The sequence below is a fragment of the Flavobacterium sp. PL11 genome, assembly GCF_035985025.1.
GTDB lineage: Bacteria > Bacteroidota > Bacteroidia > Flavobacteriales > Flavobacteriaceae > Flavobacterium.
This window is the reverse complement of record NZ_JAXCIA010000029.1, coordinates 21,441-47,248: the sequence shown is the minus strand read 5'-3', so window position 1 is coordinate 47,248 and position 25,808 is coordinate 21,441. Positions and strand designations below refer to the sequence as shown.

23 protein-coding genes and 1 pseudogene are annotated in these 25,808 nt (G+C 32.1%); 11 read left to right on the top strand and 13 right to left on the bottom strand.

All coding sequences use genetic code 11. The annotated features are described in order from the left end of the window. Positions 1-773, bottom strand: a 773-nt coding sequence (locus RCH18_RS13570; protein ID WP_326937305.1) for an IS4 family transposase, incomplete at its 3' end; no start/stop codon positions are given. Positions 774-1,156: 383 nt separating this feature from the next. Here RCH18_RS13570 and RCH18_RS13565 point away from each other — a divergent pair. The 5 genes from RCH18_RS13565 to RCH18_RS13545 all read left to right on the top strand — a co-directional run bounded on the left by RCH18_RS13565 (position 1,157) and on the right by RCH18_RS13545 (position 6,568). Continuing rightward, complete coding sequence (locus RCH18_RS13565; protein WP_326937304.1) at positions 1,157-1,750, top strand: hypothetical protein; 594 nt, start codon at positions 1,157-1,159, stop codon at positions 1,748-1,750. Positions 1,751-2,070: 320 nt separating this feature from the next. Then, complete coding sequence (locus RCH18_RS13560) at positions 2,071-2,892, top strand: ion transporter (protein ID WP_326937303.1); 822 nt, start codon at positions 2,071-2,073, stop codon at positions 2,890-2,892. A gap of 271 nt (positions 2,893-3,163) precedes the next feature. Next, complete coding sequence (locus RCH18_RS13555; protein ID WP_326937302.1) at positions 3,164-3,772, top strand: SOUL family heme-binding protein; 609 nt, start codon at positions 3,164-3,166, stop codon at positions 3,770-3,772. Between the two features lie 224 nt (positions 3,773-3,996). Next, a complete protein-coding gene (locus RCH18_RS13550; protein ID WP_326937301.1) occupies positions 3,997-5,385 on the top strand; it encodes a DUF1800 domain-containing protein in 1,389 nt (462 codons plus the stop codon). A gap of 16 nt (positions 5,386-5,401) precedes the next feature. After that, the gene (locus tag RCH18_RS13545; RefSeq protein WP_326937300.1) at positions 5,402-6,568 is read left to right on the top strand and encodes a DUF1501 domain-containing protein; all 1,167 of its coding nucleotides are present in this window, start codon (positions 5,402-5,404) and stop codon (positions 6,566-6,568) included. Positions 6,569-6,609: 41 nt separating this feature from the next. Here RCH18_RS13545 and RCH18_RS13540 read toward each other — a convergent pair whose 3' ends face one another. Then, positions 6,610-8,721 (bottom strand): TonB-dependent receptor domain-containing protein, encoded by a 2,112-nt coding sequence (locus RCH18_RS13540; RefSeq protein ID WP_326937299.1) that lies wholly within the window; start codon positions 8,719-8,721, stop codon positions 6,610-6,612. Between the two features lie 193 nt (positions 8,722-8,914). Here RCH18_RS13540 and RCH18_RS13535 point away from each other — a divergent pair, with 193 nt between their 5' ends. From RCH18_RS13535 to RCH18_RS13515, 5 genes and pseudogenes are all read left to right on the top strand, one after another. Beyond that, the gene (locus RCH18_RS13535) at positions 8,915-9,829 is read left to right on the top strand and encodes a DMT family transporter (protein WP_326937298.1); all 915 of its coding nucleotides are present in this window, start codon (positions 8,915-8,917) and stop codon (positions 9,827-9,829) included. 72 nt (positions 9,830-9,901) lie between these two features. After that, positions 9,902-10,255 (top strand): DoxX family protein, encoded by a 354-nt coding sequence (locus tag RCH18_RS13530; RefSeq protein WP_326937297.1) that lies wholly within the window; start codon positions 9,902-9,904, stop codon positions 10,253-10,255. A 4-nt stretch (positions 10,256-10,259) separates the two neighbouring features. Beyond that, positions 10,260-10,868 carry an alpha-ketoglutarate-dependent dioxygenase AlkB family protein gene (locus RCH18_RS13525; protein ID WP_326937296.1) on the top strand — a complete coding sequence of 203 codons (609 nt, stop codon included), beginning with the start codon at positions 10,260-10,262 and terminating at the stop codon, positions 10,866-10,868. A 464-nt stretch (positions 10,869-11,332) separates the two neighbouring features. Then, positions 11,333-12,094: pseudogene (locus RCH18_RS13520) on the top strand (sterol desaturase family protein). Between the two features lie 185 nt (positions 12,095-12,279). Next, a complete protein-coding gene (locus RCH18_RS13515) occupies positions 12,280-12,558 on the top strand; it encodes a DUF2805 domain-containing protein (protein ID WP_326937295.1) in 279 nt (92 codons plus the stop codon). 82 nt (positions 12,559-12,640) lie between these two features. Here the strand turns inward: RCH18_RS13515 and RCH18_RS13510 are convergent, their stop codons facing one another. Beyond that, a complete protein-coding gene (locus tag RCH18_RS13510; protein ID WP_326937294.1) occupies positions 12,641-13,531 on the bottom strand; it encodes a L,D-transpeptidase in 891 nt (296 codons plus the stop codon). Positions 13,532-13,803: 272 nt separating this feature from the next. Between RCH18_RS13510 and RCH18_RS13505 the strand changes: the two genes are divergently transcribed. Continuing rightward, complete coding sequence (locus tag RCH18_RS13505; protein WP_326937293.1) at positions 13,804-14,520, top strand: 3-ketoacyl-ACP reductase; 717 nt, start codon at positions 13,804-13,806, stop codon at positions 14,518-14,520. A 240-nt stretch (positions 14,521-14,760) separates the two neighbouring features. Here the strand turns inward: RCH18_RS13505 and mtaB are convergent, their stop codons facing one another. The 10 genes from mtaB to hisS all read right to left on the bottom strand — a co-directional run bounded on the left by mtaB (position 14,761) and on the right by hisS (position 25,578). Then, positions 14,761-16,089 carry a tRNA (N(6)-L-threonylcarbamoyladenosine(37)-C(2))-methylthiotransferase MtaB gene (gene mtaB, locus RCH18_RS13500; RefSeq protein WP_326937292.1) on the bottom strand — a complete coding sequence of 443 codons (1,329 nt, stop codon included), beginning with the start codon at positions 16,087-16,089 and terminating at the stop codon, positions 14,761-14,763. Between the two features lie 165 nt (positions 16,090-16,254). Next, on the bottom strand, positions 16,255-17,058 hold the full coding sequence (locus RCH18_RS13495) for a Cof-type HAD-IIB family hydrolase (RefSeq protein ID WP_326937291.1): 804 nt from the start codon (positions 17,056-17,058) through the stop codon (positions 16,255-16,257). 29 nt (positions 17,059-17,087) lie between these two features. Further along, positions 17,088-17,306, bottom strand: a complete 219-nt coding sequence (locus RCH18_RS13490) for a DUF2007 domain-containing protein (RefSeq protein ID WP_326937290.1) — start codon at positions 17,304-17,306, stop codon at positions 17,088-17,090. A gap of 30 nt (positions 17,307-17,336) precedes the next feature. Continuing rightward, the gene (locus RCH18_RS13485; protein WP_326937289.1) at positions 17,337-17,993 is read right to left on the bottom strand and encodes a DEAD/DEAH box helicase; all 657 of its coding nucleotides are present in this window, start codon (positions 17,991-17,993) and stop codon (positions 17,337-17,339) included. 250 nt (positions 17,994-18,243) lie between these two features. Further along, entirely contained in the window at positions 18,244-19,407 is a 1,164-nt protein-coding gene (locus tag RCH18_RS13480; protein ID WP_326937288.1) for a sigma-54-dependent transcriptional regulator, read from the bottom strand. Between the two features lie 260 nt (positions 19,408-19,667). Further along, positions 19,668-20,984 carry an ABC transporter permease gene (locus RCH18_RS13475; RefSeq protein ID WP_326937287.1) on the bottom strand — a complete coding sequence of 439 codons (1,317 nt, stop codon included), beginning with the start codon at positions 20,982-20,984 and terminating at the stop codon, positions 19,668-19,670. A 115-nt stretch (positions 20,985-21,099) separates the two neighbouring features. Next, positions 21,100-22,023: an ABC transporter ATP-binding protein gene (locus RCH18_RS13470; RefSeq protein ID WP_326937286.1), complete on the bottom strand. Its 924-nt coding sequence runs from the start codon at positions 22,021-22,023 to the stop codon at positions 21,100-21,102. 132 nt (positions 22,024-22,155) lie between these two features. Continuing rightward, positions 22,156-23,271, bottom strand: a complete 1,116-nt coding sequence (gene dnaJ / locus RCH18_RS13465) for a molecular chaperone DnaJ (RefSeq protein ID WP_326937285.1) — start codon at positions 23,269-23,271, stop codon at positions 22,156-22,158. A 58-nt stretch (positions 23,272-23,329) separates the two neighbouring features. After that, complete coding sequence (locus RCH18_RS13460) at positions 23,330-23,908, bottom strand: nucleotide exchange factor GrpE (protein WP_326937284.1); 579 nt, start codon at positions 23,906-23,908, stop codon at positions 23,330-23,332. Between the two features lie 299 nt (positions 23,909-24,207). Further along, on the bottom strand, positions 24,208-25,578 hold the full coding sequence (hisS, locus tag RCH18_RS13455; protein WP_326937283.1) for a histidine--tRNA ligase: 1,371 nt from the start codon (positions 25,576-25,578) through the stop codon (positions 24,208-24,210). Between the last annotated feature and the right edge of the window lie 230 nt (positions 25,579-25,808).

The window sequence follows — 25,808 nt, the reverse complement described above, 5'->3', positions numbered from 1 at the left end:
TTCCCTTGATATTTTTTCTTTGAGTCTTCATTAGCTAGCTCAATTATCTCGTCTTTCATAATGTGCTGCAACTTATCGTCAGGAAGATCCAACTCTTTTATAGTATTGTATTTAAGGTTCTCTTTGTGTCTTATGACGAAAAATACTGTGTTGCTGTCCCAATTGTTTAGCAAAGTAAAATCATTGTAAAATCTATCGGCAACAATAACACTCCTCTTAATCAAAGGGATGTCATAGGCACCTTTATTGTCTGCTGTCTTGCCATCTGTAATGTTCACATAGGCGGGCAGGTTTCCATCATAATCAAGGAGTGTATGCATTTTTATAGCTCCTTTACTAGTTTTGTATTTGGCCCAATCAAATAACGAAAGGCAAAGACTTATTGTACTACTATCCAATAAAAATATTTTGCTCTTTATTCGGAACTTTACTTGTTTAAATCCCGCCTGCTGTCCTAAACTTTCAAGCAGTAAATAATAGTAATCTCTAAAGAGCTCCCAGTTCCGATTTTTGTTCTGGTAGCTGATAGTGGATTTAGAAGGTGCACGTTTAATTCCCAAATGATTTAAATTTCCTGTTGCAGATCGCAGCCCATTACTAATGTCTCTAACGGACTTGCTTTTGGCGAAATGGCAAAATAACATTGAAACAAGATGTGTCCAACTATCATATCCTTTTTGATGTTTGTCACTTTGACGAAATGCTACCAATCTAGAAAATCTTGAACGGTCTAATTTGCCGATAATTTGCGAAAATAATGTTACTTTTGACATAGGGAAGGTGCGTTTTATGGAGAACCTCAAAGGTAATTTTTTGAGGGATAAAAACTCCTTCCCTTTTTAATCGTTTAGGACGCTATTGATAAAATATTATTAAAGGTGGCACTTACGCCAGTGCTGCAGTGCGTACTTTTAAATTAATTAAATTAATTTGATTTTAATTTTTAAGGATTTAAGATTTATAAATAAAGTTTAGACTTTTGCAAATTATAAAATTGAACTGCAAAATTTATTTATCGGATTCAGCTATTATCGAAACTGAAAATCTAAAATTATTCCTTTATCATAAAAATCATTGTAGTTTTGAAATTCATTGCTCACGCCGAAAATCTTAATTCATTATTAATCTGGTTGAGAACTAAAATACATTTCAAAATATGTGGTGGCATTATCTATTAGTTTTTTTAGGTGCGTTTTTATTTGACATAGTGCCTTTTCCTTTTGCGCCAGCATTTACAATAATGGTGTTTTTTCAAATTCTTTTTGACTTAAATGTCTGGGCAGTTATTATAATTGGGGTTATCGGATCTGTTTTGGGGCGGTATATCCTTCTATTATATGCTCCATTAATGGCTAATAAATATTTAAAAGCATCTCGAAATGAAGATATTAAGTTTCTTGGCGAAAAAATGAACGAAAATAAGTGGAAAGGTGTTTTAGTAGTGCTCGCTTATTCCTTATTGCCACTTCCTACCACGCCACTGTTTTTAGGCGCGGGAATCTCAAAGATTAAACCTATTTATATCATTATTCCTTTTTTAATAGGCAAGTTTACCAGTGATTCTATTGCTTTACATTTAGGAAAATTTGCTTCTGAAAATCAACAAAACATTGTAGATAACCTCTTTTCGTGGCAGTCCGTTGCAAGTTTTATACTCGGATTTTCAATGTTGTTCTGTTTGTTTTTTATTAATTGGCGTGCCTTAATTCAAACCAAGCAGCTCCTATTTGACTTCAAAATATTAAACTAGTTTCCTGCGTGAATAAACATTGTTGATTTGAATACACCTTGAACCATATTTTTTAAGATCTCCTTTGTACAAAGTCTTAAAAAAACAGCAGCTTCACTATACTTCTATAAGTTTTAAATTAGTAACTCATTATGTCATCTTCGAAGGAGTTATGCTGCTATTGTTGCGCTATAAATAATCAAATTTCGGTCCTTAAAAAAACTTTAAATGCTTTTCAGAAATACTGAAATAATTAACTATTTTTGATGAAAATTAGTACAATATTAAGCTGCTGTTTTGACGAACAATAACGCAAGAATTAATAAAAAAGAACATTTCTAATGAATACAAAAATAGCTGAATTAGTAAAAAATAGTATCAATCAAAAAGCATTTGAATACTTTATAGCTGCTGTAATTATAGTCAATTGCACATTGATTGGAATTGAGACCTATTCACAAAACCCTTTAATTTTAGTAATTCAAAACATTGCTTTAGTAATTTTCACAATAGAGATCACTTTGAGATGGATAGCTAGGGACAGTATAAAATCATTCTTTTCTGATGGCTGGAATATATTTGATCTTACTATCGTTTTGATCACTTATGTACCCGAGGAAATGTTTACTAACGCATCTGTAATAACTGCTATAAGAGTGTTGCGTATTTTTAGAGTTTTTAGACTTTTACGCGCTTTTCCTGAACTTAAAATAATGACCTCAGTGCTCATTCGTTCACTTTCTGCATTGTTTTATAATGGAATATTTTTCTTTATTTTTATGTATCTGTTTGCCATTATTGGAATTACACTTTTTAAATTACCAACAATTGATACGATAGATGATAGTAAAGGAAAAGTACTAACGGAATATTTAACTCAAGTTCCTAATGCGCCTGGAATAGCTCCTGATCCTTATGGTTCCTTAGGAGAAACTATGTTTACTCTTTTTCGTATACTTACTGGAGAAGATTGGACTGATCTTAGGTATAACCTAGTTCATGCAAGTAGAATGAATGTTATAGAATCACATGAAACAATTATAACGATCTATCATGTGTCTTGGTTTGTTGTTGCTACTTTTTTACTATTAAATTTATTGGTTGGGGCAATCTTAAATAATTATCAAATGGTAATGGAAGAGATGAAAAGTAAAAAGGAATAATAAGACATCAAAGAAAAACTTAAATCATTGATATTAAGAGTGCTTATATAGAAAATACTGGAACTAATGTAATTGTTTTAATTTCATTAAATAATTTATTGATAGACTACTTGACGTTTATGATTTGACTGTTAATCATTAATGTAAATCCTAATTATATAGACGATTCACATTGCTGTAGCTCGATTCTGTTCTAAAAATCAAAAAGTAGAGGGATTTATTTTATTGGTAGGAAATCTAATTTTATCGTAACTTAGAAAATAAAAAAATTATGAAAATAGTATATATAATTCTCGGTGTTGCTGCCGTAGTCTTTATTGGCGTGCAAGTATTCTTTATGAACGGACAAAGAAATATTGAAACTTATCCTTATAAAGTCAATAAAAAGTATAAAGATTTTGAATTAAGAAGCTATGAAGCTACTTTATTTACCGCTGTTAATATGTCTGGAAATAAATACAAAGAGTCTTCAAGTAAAGGATTCTCTGTTTTAGCAGGTTACATTTTTGGAGGAAATAAGAAAAATGAAAAAATAGCGATGACCTCGCCAGTAGCAATGTTGCTGGGAGATTCAACCACTATGATGTTTATGGTTCCAAAGAAATTTAATAAAGAGACGCTACCTCAACCAAATGAATCCCAAATCAAATTCCGAGAGGAACCAGCTAAAACTGTGGCTGCAATTAGTTTTGGTGGTTGGGCTAATGATGAAAAAATTGAAAAATACAAGCAAGAGCTGACAAACGCTCTCAACAGAGAGGGTGTCAAATATACCAATCGATTTTATTTTTTAGGTTATAATGCACCATTCGAAGTTTTAAATCGAAAAAATGAAATTATTGTCGAATTGGAAAGTATAGATTATGACGTAACAAAATAAACAAGCATTATAACATCATTAGAATTAATACATCGTCAATTCACTTATTATTATTTTCTCCGCTAATGAATTTATTTTAAAACTTCATTAAACCTTTTAAAAATATCCATGTCCTATTTAGGCTTCAAATTAGAAACAACTTAATGACGAATATGTTTATTAAGTTGTTTTTTATTTCAAGTAAATGCGTTAATTGATCTCCACTTTAACCTAACTCACAAAATATGGACAATAATATACTGTGGTCCTTACGTCTTGGTTTTTCCAGTAAACAAGCACCCACGATTTCGAAGTTGGGTTTGACAAAATTTATTGAAAAGTCCTTTGAAACCATAACTAAAAATAAAATTCCTAATTTTCTTGAAAACAGTCCAAAAACTTTTGAAGATTTCAAGGAAATACGCATGCAATACAAATTAGATAATAAAGAAGCAAGGAAGCGTCTCCGAATTTCCGAAGCCAAAGTATCGCTAGAAATGAAATCGTGGTGGATTGAAAAAATGAGAACGGATGAGTTCCCACTTCGTGAAAAGATGAGCTGTTTTTGGCACAACCACTTTGTAGCTACTTTTCAAAAAGTAAAAGTGAATTATTATATCTATCAGCACATTCAAATATTAGAAGAAAATGCTTTTGGTAATTTTAAGGATTTGACTAAAAAAATCCTGAATAGCAACGCAATGGTTCGTTATCTTGACAATACAGATAATAAAAAAGGCAAAAATAACGAAAATTTAAGTCGGGAGTTGTTAGAATTATTCACGCTGGGTGTAGGAAATTATAGCGAAGCTGATATTAAAAATGGTGCCAGGGCTTTAGCAGGTTTAACTATTGGCGAGGATGGAGCAAAATACCGTCGTGGTTTAGAAGACAATAATTCAAAAACCTATTTTGGAAAAACAGGAAATTTTAAAGCTGATGATTTAGTAGACATTATTTTCGAACAAAAAGAAATTCCTTACTTAATTACTCGAAAAATTCTGGCTTGGTTTATTTATGACAGCCCAAAAGAAGCATTAGTCAAGTATTATGGTGATTATTTCAGAGAAATGGATTTTGAAATAAAACCATTATTGACTAAAATTTTTAACGAAGAATTTTCAAAAGATAATGCGGGTTCGAAGATTAAAAATCCAATAGAATACACTTTGCAATTACTGGCAGAATTACATATCGAAAATGCAAATCCAAAAGCAATTGTGTATTTTATAAAAGATCAGGGAATGGATTTGTTTAACCAAAATAATGTAAAAGGATGGGTAGGCGGGAATTCCTGGTTGACCTCACAGGTTTATTTGCAACGAAATAACGTTGCCGATTTACTATGTAACGGACGAGGTTTAAACCGAAAAGTAGCAAAACCAAAAGAGGAAATGAATAAAAAAACAGTCAATAGAAACACTGCAAAGATTGAATGGAATAATAATGGGAACAACAAGCAAATAATTGCTGAACTTAAAGATCGCTTGCTTTGTAGCGTTGATGAGGCAACTCAAAAAGATTTTGAAACCATACTAAAATATGATTTTAATGCAAAGGCTGAAAATTCTGATCAGGTAGTGATGCGCTTAGTAAATGCGATGGTAAAACTACCCGAATATCAATTAATTTAATATTAATATGCTACAAATGAATAGAAGAAACTTTTTGACACTTACGGGTACATTTACTGGCGGAGCATTAATTTTACCTGATTTTTTGCATGCATTTGGCTCACAAAAAAACTTGATTGTTGGTGATCAGTGTGTAGTTTTTGTTCAATTAGGTGGTGGGAACGATGGCTTAAATACGTTTATACCTTTTGACAATCCTTTATATTATGACTTACGTCCAAAAATAGCTTTGTCTAAAGAAGATGTCATTGGTAAAAATCAAGGAATGGCTTTTCACCCCGCTTTAAAAGGATTTGCGAAGATGCAGCAAAATGGCGATTTATCAGTGATTCAAAATGTGGGATATCCAGAGCCAAATCGCTCGCACTTTCGGAGTCAGGAAATATGGCAAACTGCATCAGATTCTAATACATATATAAATGAAGGTTGGTTAGGACGTTATTTAGATTTGCAGTGTAAAGATCACCAACCTACTGCTGGCATCAACTTAGACCATGTTGACAACTTAGCATTGAAAGGTGTAGAACCCAATTCTATTACCGTAAAAAATCCAAATTTTTTTAAAACTAAAAGTCAAAAGGAAGATCAAGGTCTTTTATCGACTAATCCTCAATTAGATTTTGTTCGAAAAATTGCGAATTCAGTCACCGAAGGTTCTGATGAAATTCAGAAAGCCCTCTCAAAATCAACTACAGAAATCAGTTATCCTAAAACTGGTTTGGGTACAAATCTTGCTTGGATCGCTCGATTAATTAAGGGAAATCTAAATTCAAAAGTGTATTATACCTGCTTAAATGGATTTGACACACATGATAATCAATTGACGATACACAAAAACAAATTAGCTGATGTAGATGATGCGCTATTTAGTTTTTATACTGATTTAAAAAAGGCAGCTTTATTACAAAATGTGACCATCGTTATCTTTTCCGAATTTGGTCGACGCGTTAAAGATAATGGCAAAGGAACCGATCATGGAACGGCAGCACCTATGTTTGTTATTGGTGGAAACAATAAAGGAAAGATCATTGGAAACAATCCTAATCTTTCTGATTTAGATCAAGGCGATTTAAAATACGCTACAGATTTTAGAAGTGTATATGCTAGTTTGTTACAAAACAAACTAGACTTTGATTACACTACAATAGGGATTAAAAACAAGGCACTTCAAGGACTTTTTTAAAGATTTTTGATCCATTCAAAGATGTCCTTAAAGCAATATGTTTACTGATTCAAATTCCCTTCACCTTCTTCTTTCTTCTCCTTATTCAATAAACTTGGATCTTCTTTAGCCAATTTATTTCTAGTGGGGATTTTGTAATTAATACTAAAACCAAATCGGCGAGAGTCATTTTTATTCGATAGTACTAGTGGTGTGTTATAGGAACTAACTACCGTTCGATTAGAGTTAAAGATATCATTAGCACTCAATGAAACTGAAATTTGGTCTTTGAAAAACTTTTTAGAGAAAGTCAAATCAACATTATTTCTCATTGGTTTTTCTACAATAAAGTAAAAATAATTTCCTTTTGGAAACATATAATTAAAGTTAGCTACAAACTTAATATCTTTTGGCAACACAATTTGAGACATCAAATTGAACATCCAAAATCCATTCGTTTTTATTTCTGGTATTTCATGATATTGATAGGCGGCATACACATATAAAAAGTTCATCGTGTCTGGGTTTACATTCATTTTAATGGTTTCTTTTAGCCCTTCTGTAAATAACATATAAGGAATAGGCATTCCCACATTAAAGTTATGAACCTTAATTTGTGGCACATTAACACTAGTATTAACCACAACATCATTAGTGAGCAATACTCTATTAATTACTTGGTTTTGGGCTGAACTTACATTATATCCAATAAAAGCATAATCAAAAGCGCTTAACTTAACTTCATAATTATCAAAAATGGTAGGCTGCAAATTTGGGTTTCCAGAGTAATCAATATTAGGATTTTGATAATTAGTATTATTTGGATTTAAGGCAGAAGTGCTCGGTAAACTAATTTTTTTATTGTAATTGACATTGAAATAGATAGCATCATCAAAGTTATATTGAGCACTTGCATTTGGAAAAAAACGAAACTGTTTAAAAGGAATTAAACTTGCCGTATTTGTTTTACCTGAGATGTTGTAATCTTCGGCTCTACCACCAACTATAAAATTAAACTTATCAAATTTCGTTTGAAATTCAGCATAAGCTGCAGCTGTCTTTCGCTGATAATCTAAATTGATAATATTTTTGCTTTGCGTTTCAAAAAGTAAAGATTCGAAAAGTCCGCCAAAACTTAATTTCCCTTCATCAGATAATGAAATAGGTTGTGAGTAGTCAAATTTAGCATTAAACACTTGCTGCTGTGATTCATTATCTAATACAGCTACATTATTAAGTGCTGAATTAAGTAAAAAGTCATTTAGATTGTCATTGTAATTGACTTTAAACTCCAATTTTTTAGCTCTATCTTCAAACTTCTTTTGATATGTGGCAACAAAATCTTGACGCAAGGCATCTGTAAAGGAGTTATCATTAGTACTAAAACCTGGTCCTTTACCTAATGTAGTGCTATTATTATTGCTGTAATTTAAATCATAATTAAGCAATAACCGATCTTTACCGATATCAAAAGTTACCGCTGATTTTATAAAGTTAGTTCTTCCTACTCGATCTGCATTAGTGGTAGAAAGCGGTGAAGCTACAGTATTAACGTTTTTAGTTAAAGAAGTGATTAGCATGCTTTCATTATAGCTTTGCCCAAGATTAAGTTGCCATCCAAAATATTTATTTTTAGCACTCAATAATAAGCTGTTATTTACACGCCATCTTACGTTATCATAATTTGTAACATTAGTGCTATTAGTATAAGTGGCACTCAAATACTTTTTCGCATTGGCATTAGTAATAATATTCATAATAGCACCGCCAGAAGTTGCAGGGAATTCGGCACCAGGTTGTGTTATGATTTCAATTTTTTCAATAGCATTAGCTGGCATTCCCTCTAAAAAAGAATTCAACTCATTAGTGGTAATATTTAAAGGTCTTCCGTCTAAATATACATCAAGTTGCTTGCCTTGATACATCATTCCTGCCACATCTGACGCTATAAGTCCTGGCAATTTTTTAATTCCTTCTAACACTGAACCCGTGTTTAAACTTGGCTGACTGGCAAAATCAAATACGGTCCTATCCGCTTTTTGCTCAACCGCTTTTTTAATTTTTAGTATAGCCACTTCATTCAATTCAACTGCTTTTGCTGGAGTTTCCTGAGCAACAAGGGTACAAGTACTACCCAAAAATAGTAAACTTAGTAAGAAATTATTTTTCATCATTTATATTTAACTATCTATATAGACTACAGATTGAATGAAATGTTACATAATGAAGTTTATATTTAATTTAAAAGCTAAATTAAAAAAAACTGTTTTGATATTATCAAATTACTACTCATATTTTAACGGTCTTTTTATGATTCATAATTTATAACTAAAGCCTATCTTTGCCCGCTTTTAAAAATTTAATTAAATGACAAAGAACAACGTATTAAAGGGAGTTTTCTTAGTAGCCGTGGGTGCAACGAGCTACGGAATGCTGGCCACTTTTGTAAAAATAGCTTACGGAGAAGGATATACAACGGCAGAAGTAACAACTTCTCAATTTATCTATGGAATTATAGGATTGTTACTTTTAAATTTATTTCAAAAGATAAAAAATAAAAACACAGCGCTTAAAGCCTCTAAAAAAAATATTTTTCAGTTGATGCTCGCTGGAACATCACTAGGAATGACAAGCCTTTTTTATTATCTAGCTGTTAAATATATTCCTGTTTCCATTGGGATCGTAATGTTGATGCAAACCGTTTGGATGGGTGTTTTGCTAGAATGGTTTTTAGATAAAAAAGCACCGTCACTACAAAAGATAATTTCTGTAATTATTGTTTTAACTGGAACTGCCTTAGCAATAAACATTTTTAAAATCGACTTTAATGATGCAACTTTTAACTGGCCATTAGGACTTTTATTTGGTTTATTAGCCGCAACTTCATTTACGACAACTATGTTCACAGCTAATAAGGTAGCCATTAACATTTCATCAGCGCAAAGAAGCTTATATATGTTATTAGGAGGTTCGATTATTGTATTCAGTTTTGCTCTAATCACACAAGTCACTGCTTTTAATTTTGAAATTTTCGCTAAATGGGGAATAATATTAGCTCTTTTTGGAACTATAATTCCTCCTATGCTTTTAAACGCTGGTTTCCCAATGACTGGAATTGGTTTAGGTAGTATTGTCTCAGCATTAGAACTTCCTGTATCCGTAATGATGGCTTATACTTTATTGAATGAACCTGTGATCCCATTGCAATGGTTTGGAATTGTTTTAATTATTGTGGCTATTGTTATCATGAATGTAAATTTCAAGAAAAAAACTGTAATTTAAGAATAACAAAACATATATCCATTATTACAAAACTGGTAGATATTTTATAAATTCGTCTAAAACAATAGTATTATGAATTTACCTTCGCATTTGTATGTAATGGCTTTTATTTATATAATAGCGGGAATTAACCATTTTAGAAGTCCAAGAATGTATATAAAAATCATCCCACCTTATTTTTCAAACCCTAAATTGCTAAATATTTTAAGCGGTATAGCTGAGATTATTCTTGGAATTGGTTTGTGTATTCCTATAATTTCACATTTCGCTGCTTGGGGAATTATTGCTTTATTAGTAGCTATTTTTCCAACACATTTATATATGTACTTTGATCCAAAGGCGGGAATGGGTTTGCCAAAATGGATTTTGCTCTTGCGTATGCCATTACAACTGGGTCTAATATATTGGGCTTATCAATACACTTAACCAAATGAAAGAATTATTTGACTCTACTTCTGAACCATTATTTTTTGACTTGCCTGATGCTGAAATAATTTACTTTCCTACTTTTTATGATCAGTCAATTGCTGATTCTATTTATACTGAATTACAAAAAGATATCTTATGGCAACAAGATGACATTAAGGTTTATGGTAAAATATATCCACAGCCTCGATTAACGGCTTTGTATGGAGATGAAGGCTTGACTTACTCTTATTCGAATATAAAAATGGTACCTCATCCGTGGAATTTGCTCTTGCAAAAAATAAAAACAGCAGTAGAGCTGGTCGCTGAAACTAATTTTAGCACCGTGTTATTAAACAATTATCGCGATGGAAAAGATAGTAACGGTTGGCATGCCGATAACGAAAAAGAGTTAGGCTTAAATCCTATAATTGCATCAGTAAGTTTTGGAGCTGAGCGTGTTTTTCAGTTGAAGCATAATTCTGATAAGTCTCAAAAAACAACTATTACTTTACAACATGGCAGTTTACTATTGATGAAAGGAACTACGCAACATTTCTGGAAACATCAAATTCCAAAAACCACAAAACCAATTGGCGCACGGATAAATCTTACATTCCGATTGATAAAATAATTTTCATCTTAAAAAAATTACTGTACTATATCAAAACATAAAAACCCCTTCTATCAGAGGGGTTTTTATGTTTTGTTAACATTACCACTTTATTTCTTGGGCGTATCTTCTAATAAAAAAGGAAAATAAATATCATTTTTTGCCATATCTTCATCAATTCGGCTAACGTTCTTGGAAATTATCAAAATTCTTTTCTTTTAATTGTTTCAATTTTACATCAGTGTAAGTAGCAATTCTTGAAATAACATCAAATCAGTGCAACCACTTGCAGGAATCTATTCATCACACATTTGGCCTCGTTTACCAATAATTATAGTATATTGGTTTTTAATCTTTAAGAATCAAATCTCCATTATATGCTCTAATTAGTGAAATATTTCCAGACGAATTTACTGCTGTTCAGAAGAATAAAATAATAGTAAGTGATATGAAATTTATCATATTTGATGTTTATCCGGCCTCTTATGAACGATATCGTTTCTTATTTTTCTACTATTCCCTCTTCTCATAGAAGTTTAATTCTTATTGGTGGGATCACTATATTTTTGGTTAATTGAAAACGCTTATCCTTTATTTCATTTTAACTATAAAAAATGGCGACATGCAGGAATTAACATATTCTTTACTGCAACTACCATATTAGTTAATTTTTATTGGCTTTTATATTATTAAAGATTGCTGGTTTTTCAGTTATTCATGATTTTGGTATTTTACAATGGCTACCTCAGATGTCTATTTGGCTATATACATTTATAGGCTTACTTTTACTGGACTTAATTGGAGCTTATTTAGTTCATTTAATTGAACATAAAGTCAAGGTGTTTTGGAAATTTCATTTGATCCATCATACAGACACTTGGATTGATACTACAACCGCTAATAGACATCATCCTGGTGAAAGCTTAATTCAATTTGGTTTTACAGCGCTTGGAGTTTTAATTATTGGAAGCCCAATGTGGCTCGTCTTTTTATATCAAAGTCTATCCGTGATCGCATCGCAATTCAATCATGCTAATATTTCACTTCCTAAAAAGCTTGACAATTTTATAAGCTATTTTTTAGTTTCTCCTGATATGCATAAAGTACATCACCACCATAAATTACCTTATACTGATAGCAATTATGGAAATATTTTTTCAATTTGGGATCGCTTATTTGGAACTTTTTTAGCGCTTCCACGAGAACAGATCATTTATAGAATAGATACCCATCCTGACGCAAAATAGCATAACAATTTAAAAAATTTATTAAAAATACCTTTTCAAAAAACGCAAGTAAATTAAAATGACTAAAAAATATAAAAATTTTCAATTTTTAATTAGATTTAATTGTTTTTTTTCTTAATATTGGTATCAAATAAAAAATGTAATTTATTAATCATTAACAACTTATTTGAATTAATTTTCACGTGATGAAAAAGAGTAACCGAAAAGAATTGAACTGGGAGCAAACAGAAAAACTTGTTAAAATGGCTTTAGAAGAAAAGAATCCTTTTGAGACAATCAAAAAGGAATATGGTCTAGCCGAAAAAGAAATTCTGGAGATCATGAAAAAGAAGATGCCTGCAGAGAAATTTGAAATGTGGAAGAAGAAAGCAATGGCTATTAAACCGAAACCAAAACCAGTTAAAATCGACGAGTTTGACGAAGATTTAGATGGTAAATATTATATAAAAAATAAATTCGATTAATAAAAAAACTCCTGTAAATCAGGAGTTTTTTTTTGTTTAATACAACATATTGATTAGGTTGATTCCAATAATTGACAATTGGTTACTTTGATTGGTTATTAGTATTTTTAAAATCTTGTCTGATTTTTTGTTCTTTCAAAATGCTAGCTACAAACGGTTTAGTTATAGTTTCTATTTCGTTTTCAGAAATATCAAGTGCTTTTGGATTTTTTAATAATTGCATCCAAGGTTTAGGAGCCTTAAAATCATAATCCCCAAAAACAATCACTGGCGTTCCCTTCACCTTTACCGTTTCTGGATCAGATAATTCCCATTGCTCAGCAAATTCATATAACTTTTTAGCATCATTTTCTTGAAGTCTTAAACAGGAATGAGATGCTGGATAACCTGGCAAGCTATATTGATGCCATCCCACTCCCAATTTATTGGCGATATTAAAATTCCAACGCAATTCCCACTCATCGTCAAAAGTGCTTACCGTTTCTTCTGCTTTCCAGTTAGTAAAGAAAAGTCCGGTAGGCGTTTTATCCTTTTCTCTTCCCATATTAGTTGGCCCTGTATAAATTAACTGTCCTTTTTCATACGCAGCAAAGGTTTGAGTGGGATAGGAAAAGTAAACAATTTTGTTAATCTCTCTAATGGCATAAATTTCTAAAGGAAATGGCATATAAAATTCTAAGTCGCCATTCCAATCATCTGCAATGATCACCGAATCCATTTTTTTAAAATTGGCCGCATCCGTTCTGTTTATCGCGTATACAATATTTGCTTGTGCACTATCAGTACCGTTTTTAGCCAACCAATCTTTGGCTGTTTCTAAATGATAAGATCTCTTTTTAGGCTCTTTTCTTTCAACTTTAACAACTGGCTCTACAGTAGAATTTGATTCAACAGCTTGCTGTTCTTTTTGCTCTTTACAGGAAACTAAAAATATTAAAATGCTAATAGATAGTAATAAATTAATTTTTTTCATAATCGTTTTTTGAAATTAAATAGTTCATCATTTTAAATTCGATGAAAATAGTATGGGACCAAATCACAAATAAGAGTGATTAATCTTTATTGCAAATGTGCCATAGTTTAGATAAAAAACAATTACATAATTTACTATCTTTCTTACTTAATTATTGCTCGTAGCATAATATTTAGAATTATGAAGTTAATAATCTCCTATTATTAATTTTAAACATTGGTTAAAAAATCAAATAGTCTAACTTTGATAAAATCAATATAAATAGCAAAATAATGAATGATTTAAAAAATAAAAATGCACTGATTACCGGTGCTGGAAAAGGAATTGGTAAAGCGGTAGCTTTAGCGTTAGCCAAAGAGGGTGTAAATGTAATTTTACTATCAAGAACACAAGCTGAATTAGATGAAGTGGCGTTAGAAGCTCAAGATCTTGGTGTAAAAACGTTAACTGTTATAGCAGATATTGCTGATATACATTCTGTAAATTTGGCAGTAACGAAAGCGTTAGACGAATTCAAAACGATTGATATCTTAATTAATAATGCTGGAATTGCTGCTTTTGGAAAGTTTTTAGAATTAGAACCTAAAGCTTGGGAGAACATAATTAAAGTGAACTTAATGGGAACGTATTATGTAACACGAGCCGTATTGCCTAATATGATCGAAAGAAATACGGGTGATATTATTAATATTTCATCAACAGCGGGTTTAAATGGAAACGCCATGACAAGTGCTTATAGCGCTTCTAAATTTGCAGTTTTAGGCTTAACTGATTCGTTAATGCAAGAGGTTCGAAAACATAATATTCGTGTAACCGCTTTGACGCCAAGTACCGTTGCAACTAATATGGCTAAGGAACTAAATCTCACCGATGGCAATCCTGAAAAAGTAATGCAAGCAGAAGATATGGCGGAGTTAATTATTGCTCAGCTTAAATTAAATCGCAGAGTATTTATAAAAAACAGTAGCATTTGGTCTACAAATCCTTAATGATACCACTTCACCTTTGAATATACTGTAATAAGCTTGTGATTTTTTGTCCGGTTGAGCGCAGTCGAAACCCTATTTGCAAGTGATGATAATCTCGACTAAAACCTGTCCTGAGCGCAGACGAAGAGCACGATTTAACAAGATACAAAGCAGTAAATTCAAAACACAATTGGTATAACATTCTATAAAACATTAAAACCTCTTTATTACAAGGGGTTTTAATGTTTTATAGAATGTATTTTAAACTAATTCTGCCATAAATTCCATCCTCACACTTCCATCTTCGTCAATTTTAGTTAGATTGATTTGGTGTACTGTATTTACTAGTTCTGGATTCCATGGTGTTTTGACTTTTACATAATTTTCAGTAAATCCATGGATATAACCTTCTTTATTTTCACTTTCAAAAAGCACCGTTCTATTACTTCCTAATTGGTTTTCATAAAAAGCACGTCGTTTTTTCACAGATAATCCACGCATCATTTTACTTCGCTTAGCGCGAACATTTCCAGCCACAGCTCCTTCCATCGTTGCAGCTTCCGTATTATCACGTTCTGAATATGTAAAAACGTGTAGATATGATATATCCATCTCGTTTAGGAAATTATAAGTTTCTAAAAAATGCTCATCTGTCTCACCTGGAAAACCCACAATTACATCCACACCAATGCACGCATGTGGCATTACCTCACGTATTTTATTTACTCTTTCAGTATAAACTTCTCTCTGATAGCGACGTTTCATCAGCTTCAAAATAGCATTACTGCCTGATTGCAACGGAATATGAAAATGTGGTACAAAAGTTCTACTTTTAGAAACAAATTCAATGGTTTCATTTTTTAATAAATTAGGTTCAATGGACGAAATCCTTAAACGCTCAATTCCTTCTACTTTATCTAATTCCTGAACTAGTTCGAGAAAAGTATGTTGGTGCTTTTTATTCCCAAATTCACCCTTTCCGTAATCGCCAATATTCACTCCAGTCAGAACAATTTCTTTAATATTTTGAGCTGAAATGTCTTTAGCATTTTTTAGTACATTTTGTAATTCATCACTTCTAGAAATTCCTCTGGCTAATGGAATGGTACAATACGTACATTTGTAATCACATCCATCTTGCACTTTTAAAAAAGCACGGGTTCTATCCCCTATAGAATAGCTACCTACATAAAAATCAGCTTCAGAAATTTCGCAAGAATGTACTTCGCCCATATCATTTTTGGACAAGTCATTGATGTAATCAGTGATCTTAAATTTTTCGGTTGCACCAAGAACTAAATCAACACCATCTACAGCGGCGAGTTCTTCTGGTTTTAATTGCGCATAACAACCTACAGCAGCGACAAATGCTTTATTATTCAACTTCATCGCTTTTTTTACAATTTGCTTGAATTGTTTATCTGCATTTTCAGTTACTGAACAGGTATTGATTACGTACATATCTGCCACTTCTTCAAAATCAACACGATCAAAACCTTCGTCTTCAATGGAACGTGCAATTGTTGACGTTTCAGAAAAATTTAATTTACAACCAAGCGTATAAAAAGCAACTTTTTTTCTATTTTCCATAATAAGTCTTAAACTAATGAAATCGTTGTCAAAAAATTTAAGTGTGCAAATTTACAAACTAATATCCACTAAACCGAAGCACCGTAAAATTTATTAAAAAGTAAATCCGATACTTAAACTTTCTCAGAGCATAAATATCGGATCTTATAAATTTTAAACGGACTTTTAATTTATTATAAATCTCCTTACCACTTCAGCAACACCATGATTATTATTTGAAGCAACGATAAAATCAGCTCTATGTCTCAATTCTGGATCAACGTTGTCCACCCAAACACCTAATCCTGCATATTCTATCATTGATAAATCATTTCCGGCATTACCAACAGCAATAATTTCACTCTGCAATATATTCAATTTCTTGGCTAAGAATTTTACACTTGCTGCTTTATCAATTCCGTTTTGAGCCACTTCTAAGAAAAAAGGCTTTGACATGGAAACACTCAAATGTGGCATAGCCAGTTTTAAGTCGGCTTCGATTTTTTTGAGATAAGTAGGTTCCTCTAGTAAAATGCATTTTACAGCTGACTTAGTTACAGCATCTTTAAAGCTGGGAACCTTATTGTGTTTCAATCCCGTTATAGTTTTCTCGATTTCGATATATTCTGAATCGGTTTCACTCAAAATAGCATCATCAATATAAGTAATTATATGTGTATTGCTTTTTAAACTGTAATCATATAATTCATGAATTTGTTGTTGAGTTAAAGTTTGTTCAAACAACACTTTATCCTCTTTCAAATCGGTAACAACAGCTCCATTAAAAGAAAGCATAAATGAATTATTAATATCTAATTTTAACTCTTTGGCAAAGGAGGTCATTGCTAATGTAGGTCTGCCCGAAGCTAACACAATATAAACTCCCATTTCCTGCGCCTTAAAGAGCATTTCTTTATTTTCTTCTGAAATTTTGTGGTCATCGGTCAACAAGGTGTCATCCATGTCCAAGACCAGCATTTTGTATTTCATTATATTATTTTATCAATTATAATTTGAGTTTAGATACTCATTCTAAATTCTTCAATAACAGGATTTACTTTTCCAAATTCTGTTTCTTGCACAAACAATTCAACCGCCAAATCTGTATTTCCAAAACCACCTAATCGGGCTGATTGGATGTTATTTTTGACTACTACATCAACGCCAATAGCTTCAATTTTTTGCTGCAATGCCATTGCTAGAATTTCACTTCCCGAAAACACTTTCATTAGTCCCATGTTGTTATTATTTATTGATTAATATTAATTTTAAGCATCTAAATCTTCGTTGTAATCGTCAACATCATTATCTTCCTCATCCATTTGAAATAAAAATGGCTCTAACAGCATTTTATCGGCCAAAATTTCTATTCTATCGGTTAACATATCAGAAAAAATAATACGTTGTGTTTTGTTGATACTGTTTGAAATACGCATAATTTTAGTTTCATGGCGAAGTTTCAAAATAGGATCGGCGTCATCTAAGATAAACATTTTTAAACGATTCACATTAAATCCAGCCGTTGTAAACATCTCGCTTAATTTATTTGGCGTCCCTATTAATACGTCAACGCCCGATGAAATATAGTTTTTATCATATTCCATATCTCCTTTATCGTGTACACCATACACCTGAAGATCAGTATATTTTCCATACTTCTCAAAAAGTTCTTCCATTTCTAAAACCTTGGCTTTATCTTCAACTATTATCAAAGCGCGTGGAGATTCTTCTGTTTCCTTAGCCAATTGCTGAATCACATTTAATACAATTGTAGTCGTTTTTCCACTCCCTTTTCCTGAAATGATTATACAATCAGCACCACTTTTTACTGTTGAAAATGTTTCTTGTTGCAACGCATTAGCCACGGTTAAACCATTTTCAGTGAGCGCCTCTTGTAATTTTTCGTTTATTTTTTTTAATTTCATTTTTATTTTTTCACAAAGATTTGTATAAAGACTGATAACCCACTTAAAGTTGTATTTACTAATCAAACTTTATCCAACTCAATTATTACATTCGTTAGTACTATAATTCCAATTTCCTCCACTATCTAAACAACTGTCAATTTGAAAAAATCGAAAAGTTTTAAACGCTAAAAATAAAATTAAAAGAGATAAAAGTATAAACCGAAACTTTTTAGATTTTGTCATCTTTAGCTTTAAATATATAGAACTCTTATTTACTTGCAAAAAGCTTTACATCACTTTCTGATATTTCGCTTCCTCCTAAGATAATTAAGCGTTCTACAACATTGCGCAATTCACGGATATTTCCTGTCCAGTCGTATGCTTTTAATAAATTTATTGCTGATAGAGAAAACTTCTTTACTACATTTCCTTGTTCAGAAGCAATTTTTTCTGCAAAGTGGCTAATTAACATTGGAATATCATCACGTCTTTCATTTAGAGCAGGAACTTTTATTAAGATAACAGCTAACCTATGATATAAATCTTCGCGAAAACGACCTTCTGCGATCTCCACTTTTAGATCTTTATTAGTCGCTGCAACGACACGTACATCTACTTTTATGTCTTTATCAGCACCTACTCTCGTAATCATACTTTCTTGTAAAGCCCGTAACACTTTGGCTTGAGCCGAAAGACTCATATCACCAATTTCATCTAAGAATATAGTTCCTTTATCGGCCGCTTCAAATTTTCCTGCACGATCCTTAACTGCTGATGTAAAAGCTCCTTTTACATGACCAAATAATTCACTTTCTATCAATTCAGATGGAATTGCAGCGCAATTCACTTCAATCAAAGGGAAATTAGCTCTTACACTTTTTTCATGTAATTGATGAGCAACCAGTTCTTTTCCGGTACCATTTGGCCCTGTAATTAAAACGCGTGCTTCGGTTTCAGCGACTTTATCAATCATCACTTTAATGTGATTAATAGCTTCGCTCTCACCTATCATTTCGTAGTTCTTACTAACTTTTTTCTTTAAAATTTTATTTTCAACCACAAGTTGTTTTTTGTCCAATGCATTGCGAACCGTATTTAACAATCGGTTCAAATCAGGTGGTTTTGAAATATAGTCAAATGCACCCAATCGCATAGTATTTATAGCCGTTTCCATATCGCCATGTCCAGAAATCATAACCATTGGTATTTCTGGTTTGATTTTTTTGACGGCTTCAAGAACCTCAACACCATCCATTTTAGGCATTTTTATATCACACAAAACAAGATCGTAATCGTTATTTTTTATTTTTTCGAGACCTATCGCGCCATCTTCAGCATCTTCTACTTGATAGGTATCGTTTTCTTCAGAAAGTATTTTAGTAAGTACCCTGCGAATTGCAGCTTCGTCTTCTATGATTAATATTTTTGGCATTTTTATAATTTTAAATAGACTGTTGGCTTTTGGCTGTTGGCTACTGGCTGTGAACTTTTAACAAACTTCCATATTTTTTAAAAGGCTTTTGGCTGTGAACTTTTGGCAAACCTCCTTTATTTTTCTACGTTTTTAAAAACCAAAATAAAATTTGAGTTTTTAATATTTTAATAATGGTGAGCTTGACCTATTTAATTCACTATTGATCATTGACTAATCATTATTCACTATTCACTATCCAATAGGACTAAAAACTACACTTAATATTTCAACCATTTGTATAATTCGCCCCATGTTGGTTTCTTACCATACATTAATATTCCAATTCGGTATATTTTGGCAGCAAACCAAACTACCGAAAAGAAAGTTGCAAATAAGAGTGTTACTGAAATTGCAATTTGCCACAAAGGTACACCAAACGGAATTCGCATTAGCATTACAATAGGCGATGTTAGCGGTATCATTGAAAAAACAACCGCAACTGTGCCGTGAGGATCATTGATTACAGTAAAAAAACCAACATATACACTTAGAATTAAAGGCATAATAATAGGTAACAAGAATTGTTGAGAATCAGTTTGATTATCGACTGCTGCTCCTATTGCGGCATAAAACGAACTATAAAGAAAATAACCACCAATGAAATAAATTACAAAACCAATCAAAATACTAGCAATGGGTAAATTCCATAATTCTCTTATATACGTTTGCACTGTACCAGCCATTTCTTGCTGAGCAGCCTGCATCATCTCGGGAGAAATTTTTGCTGTTGGACCCACATTGACGCCAAAAAACACCGAAGCCGCAAACATTAATGACAAACCAATTACCGCCCAAATAAAAAATTGAAGTAATCCTGCAAAAGCGGTTCCTACGATTTTACCAATCATAAGCTGAAATGGTTTTACAGAAGAGATAATAATTTCAACGATTCTACTGGTTTTTTCCTCAATAACGCTTCGCATTACCATATTTCCATAAATCACGATAAACATCATAATTAGATATCCGAAAGCTCCACCAATACCAATTTTGATTTCGTTTAAACCCTTCACAGTCTCCTCACCAGATGCTTTTGCAAGGCTAATATTCACATTAGCTTTGGCCTTATTTATAGCTAACGTATCTAAATTAGCATTAATAAGATTTGTTTTTGTTAATTTATTTGCAATCAGGTTTTGAGCTCTTTCTACAAAAACGATACTTGGACTGTCATTCGATATAAACTGAATATTATTCTCAAAATCTTTAGAATTTATGGGTTTTGGAATAATTAAAAGTCCCTCATAATTTTCATTAGTAATGCTGTCTTTTAGAAATTTCAAGTCAATAGCTGATAAGTCTAAGTATTTATATTCGGCTTGTTTGCTGTTTTTATTAGTAAATTCTTTTACAAATAATCCTGATTCATCATGAATAGCAATTCGTTTCGTATCCGCTTTCATAGAGCTTAGATAACCAACGAATGCTGCAAGGGCGACAAAAAATAATGGACTCAAAAAAGTCATCACAATAAATGATTTATTGCGCACTTTAGTGATAAATTCTCTCTTTATAATTAATGAAATTATACTCATTTAGATTTTTGATTTCAGATTAATGATTTTTGATTTTAAAAATCATAATATTTAAATAATCAATATTAATTTTAAAATTTTTGGAAATTGAAATTTGAAATTTGAAATTTGAAATTTACTTATCACTTACTGTACGAATAAAAATATCATTAACAGTGGGTATTTTCTCGACAAAATGATTGACCTGTCCGCTTTGCGTGAGCAAATTTAAAAGCTCGTTTGGCGTTGCATTTCCTAATTGAATTTCTAATTTTAAAGAATCATTTAACGATTTAAAACTAGCTGGACGTACTTTGAATTTCTGTGTGATATTATACATTAATCCTTCTACATTATTAGATAGAACGCCTACTTCATAACTATTGGTCTTAAACTGTCTTTTAACATCATTTAGCTCTCCTTCAATTAATTTATTAGACTTATGAATTAAAGCAATATGATCGCACAATTCTTCAACGCTTTCCATACGATGTGTTGAGAAAATAATGGTTGCACCATCTTCCCGTAACTTTAAAATTTCATCTTTGATTACATTAGCGTTTACAGGATCAAAGCCAGAAAAAGGTTCGTCAAAAATTAACAATTTTGGCTTGTGCAGCACACAAACTACAAACTGAATTTTTTGCGCCATTCCCTTCGATAATTCTTGAATTTTTTTATTCCACCAGCCCTTTATTTCTAATCGATCAAACCAGTATTCGAGTTGTTTTTTAGCTTCAGCCTTAGAAAGCCCCTTCATTTGTGCAAGATACAAACATTGCTCACCCACTTTCATGGTGTTATATAAACCTCTTTCTTCTGGAAGATAACCTATGTATTGAACATGTTTAGCTTGCAATGGCTCACCATCAAGAATTATCTGACCGCTATCTGGTAAAGTTATTTGATTGATGATTCGGATTAGAGATGTTTTTCCGGCACCATTTGGCCCTAAGAGGCCATAAATACTTCCTTTAGGAACCGACAATGTCACTTCATTTAGCGCAACGTAATCGCCATATTTTTTTACTACTTTATTAACCTCTAGTATAGTACTCATGCTTTATTTTTGATTGTCGTAAAAGTAAATAATTAGTGTCGATCTACCTATTGTTATGTAAAAAACCCATCCTAATTTAATTAAGGATGGGTTTTAATATATTGATTATAGGACAACTAAGTACAATCTTATTTATGAAAACATATCTTTTACTTTTTCAAAGAATGATTTATCTGTTTTTTCTGGATTTGGAATAAAATTATCATCGGTCAATGCATTTTCAAAAAACTGTTTTTGTTCTTTATTTAATGTTTTTGGTGTCCAAACATTTACATGTACTAATAAATCTCCGTTACCATACCCGTTAATACTTGGAATACCTTTACCCTTTAATCTAAGTATTTTTCCAGATTGAATTCCTTCTTCTAGTTTTATTCTTACTTTACCATTTATAGCTTCAATATCTTTAGAAATTCCAAGAACCGCTTCAGCAAAACTAATGTACAAATCATAATGTAAATTCTCGCCTTCGCGTTTCAGCGATTCATGCTCCAATTCTTCAATAGCGACAATTAAATCACCTGGAATACTATTTCCTGGCGCATCATTCCCTTTATTAGAAACTTTTAATTGCATTCCGTCGACAACTCCTGCAGGTATTTTTATAGAAACCGTCTCATCTTCCAGCACCATTCCTTGTGAATCGGCATTAGTTGGTTTTTTATCTAATATTTGACCTGATCCACTACAAGTAGGACACGTTGAAGCCGATTGCATACGTCCTAAAATTGTATTAGTTACACGCATAACCTGACCTTGACCATTACAGGTAGAACATGTTTTATAACTAACACCAGCAGCTTGAACCTTACGTTTTACTTTTACTTTTTTCTCAACACCATTAGCTATTTCCTCTAATGTCAATTTTACTTTGATGCGAAGATTACTTCCTTTAGCACGACGAACTCCGCCACCGCCTCCACCTCCGAAGCCACCAAAACCGCCTCCGAAAATATCACCAAATTGACTAAAAATATCATCCATATTCATGCCGCCGTGACCACCGCCACCAAAACCTCCTGAACCATCAAAAGCTTGGTGACCGTACTGATCGTACTTCGCTTTTTTCTGAGGATCGCTTAGTACTTCATACGCTTCAGCAGCTAATTTAAATTTTTCCTCTGACGATTTGTCTCCAGGGTTTTTGTCAGGATGATGCGCTATAGCTTGCTTTCTATATGCTTTTTTTATCTCACCAGCATCGGCACTTTTTGTAATGCCTAATATTTCGTAAAAATCTTTTTTCATTTTTATTTTTTCTTGCAAAATTAAAGACGCAATAAGATTACTTCTCTAAAATTGTATATTACTGACCTATAACGACTTTTGGAAAACGAATAATCTTGTCTCCCAACTTATATCCTTTTTCAAGTACGTCAACAATTTTACCTTTCATTTTCTCTGTTGGAGCAGGAATTTGAGTAATTGCCTCAGCAAAGTCAGCATTGAAAGCATCCCCAACATTAACATCAACTTGCTCTAATCCTTTACTTATTAAAGTGGTTTTTAATTTTTCATTTATAAGCGCTACTCCCTCCAGTAAAGGTCCGTCATCCGTTTTACTTATTTCAGTAATAGCTCTGTCAAAATCATCTAATATAGGCAACATAGCTAATAGAACTTCTTGATTAGCGGTCTTGAATAACTCAATGCGCTCCTTAGTAGTTCTTCTTTTATAATTTTCAAATTCAGCAAATAATCGCAAATATTTATCTTTCTCTTTTGCTAAATCTTGAGATAATTGTTCTTCAAGACTTAACTCCTCTACATTTAATTGTTCCTCAGCAGCATTAGTTTCTAATGTTGTATCCTCTAATTCTTGATTGATTTCTGTATTTTCAGTAGCCATATTACTATTATTTTTAAAAATATTTTTAAACTTCATGGTTAATCTTTTCCATGGATAGCAAAAGTATTGCCAATTGTATCTAAATGTCAAATTGTCATCATGTCATCTTTTCATCTTCTCTAAATTTTAAAAACTCTCAAACTGAAAAATTCTAAATTTTAGGATTATTTTAAGATTATATATGCCTTCTTTTTCTATATTTGTGAAAGTAAGCTATTGGTCAATTAAACTAAATGCTTTCTGTGTTTCTACACAATTATTAATTCACCTTATTTTTATACTAAAAAAGCTTCGTTTATAACAAACGAAGCTTTTTTATAATTTTTAATTTGCAGTTATTTTAAAGCGGCCTGCAATTGATCAAAATCCAGTAAAACTTGCTCACCCGAAACTAAATTTTTAAGTGAATATAAATTGGATTCTATTTCCTGTTCGCCAATAATAATAGCGTAAGGAATCCCTCTTTTATCAGCATACTGAAATTGCTTAGCAACCTTTGTATTATCGGGATATAATTCTACTTTTATCCCTGTATTTCTCAACTTTGATATTGCTTGCATTGCATGTAAAGCTTCAGTATCGCCGTAATTTATAAATAGCGCTTTAGATGTTGAGGTAACCGTTTCTGGAAATAGATTTAGTTCCTCGATCACTAAATAAATTCGATCTAATCCAAAAGAGATTCCTACGCCACTCATGTTCTTTAAGCCAAAGATGCCCGTTAAATCATCATAACGTCCACCACCACCAATGGATCCCATTGCTACAGATTTTGGTGGAGCAACTTCAAAAATCGCTCCTGTATAGTAATTCAATCCTCTAGCTAAGGTTACATCTAAATCCAACACAGCACTACGCAACCCTAGTTTTGCTACATTATTACAGATAAAACGTAGTTCTTCCACCCCTTTCATGCCCTCAATAGAAGCTGAAAGTAGACTTGAAAGTTTTTCGATTTTTTCTGTAATAGTTCCTGTGAAATTAAATAAAGGTTGCACTTTTACAATGGCGTCCTCAGCAATTCCTTTTTCAATCATTTCTTTTTTTACGCCATCTTCACCTATTTTATCCAACTTATCTAAAGCAACTGTAAAATCTATCAATTTATCTGAAGCACCTATTACTTCCGTAATTCCAGATAATATTTTTCTGTTATTGATTTTAACAATCACTCCTTCTAATCCTAAAGCGCTAAAAACAGTATCATATAATTGAACAAGTTCTACTTCCTGCCAAAGTGATTTTGATCCCACTACATCAGCATCGCATTGATAAAATTCTCTAAAACGGCCTTTTTGAGGACGATCAGCACGCCAAACGGGTTGGATTTGGTACCTTTTAAAAGGAAATTCAATTTCATTTTGATGTTGCACCACATATCGTGCAAATGGTACGGTAAGATCATAACGCAATGCTTTTTCGGAAATGCTTGAGGTTAATCTTACGCTATCTTTATTTTCTAAATGGCTGGCATTGGCTTTCGCCAAATAATCACCTGAATTTAATATTTTAAAAATCAAACGATCGCCTTCCTCACCGTATTTTCCCATTAATGTGTCGGAGTTTTCAAAAGAAGGTGTTTCTATAGGTTGGAAACCGAATTTTTCGAAATTACTTTTAATGATCTGGATTATATACTGTCGTTTTGCCACCTCAGAAGGTGAAAAATCTCTGGTTCCTTTAGGAATACTTGGTTTTGATGCCATTTTTGTGCTATATGGTTTTTGATATTATAGACGTAATTTGTTGAATGTTATCTATTACTATCAATTTGTAAATTATTGCTGCAAATATCTTATTTTTTAAATTATTCTAATTACTTAATTCATCATTTTATCGCAAATCCCGTAGCCCCGATTGAAGTGAAAATACAGCTGTAAAAAATAATATTGTTTTCTTGCGGAAAAGAGCGACCACAGGAAGCTCCTTTTACGCA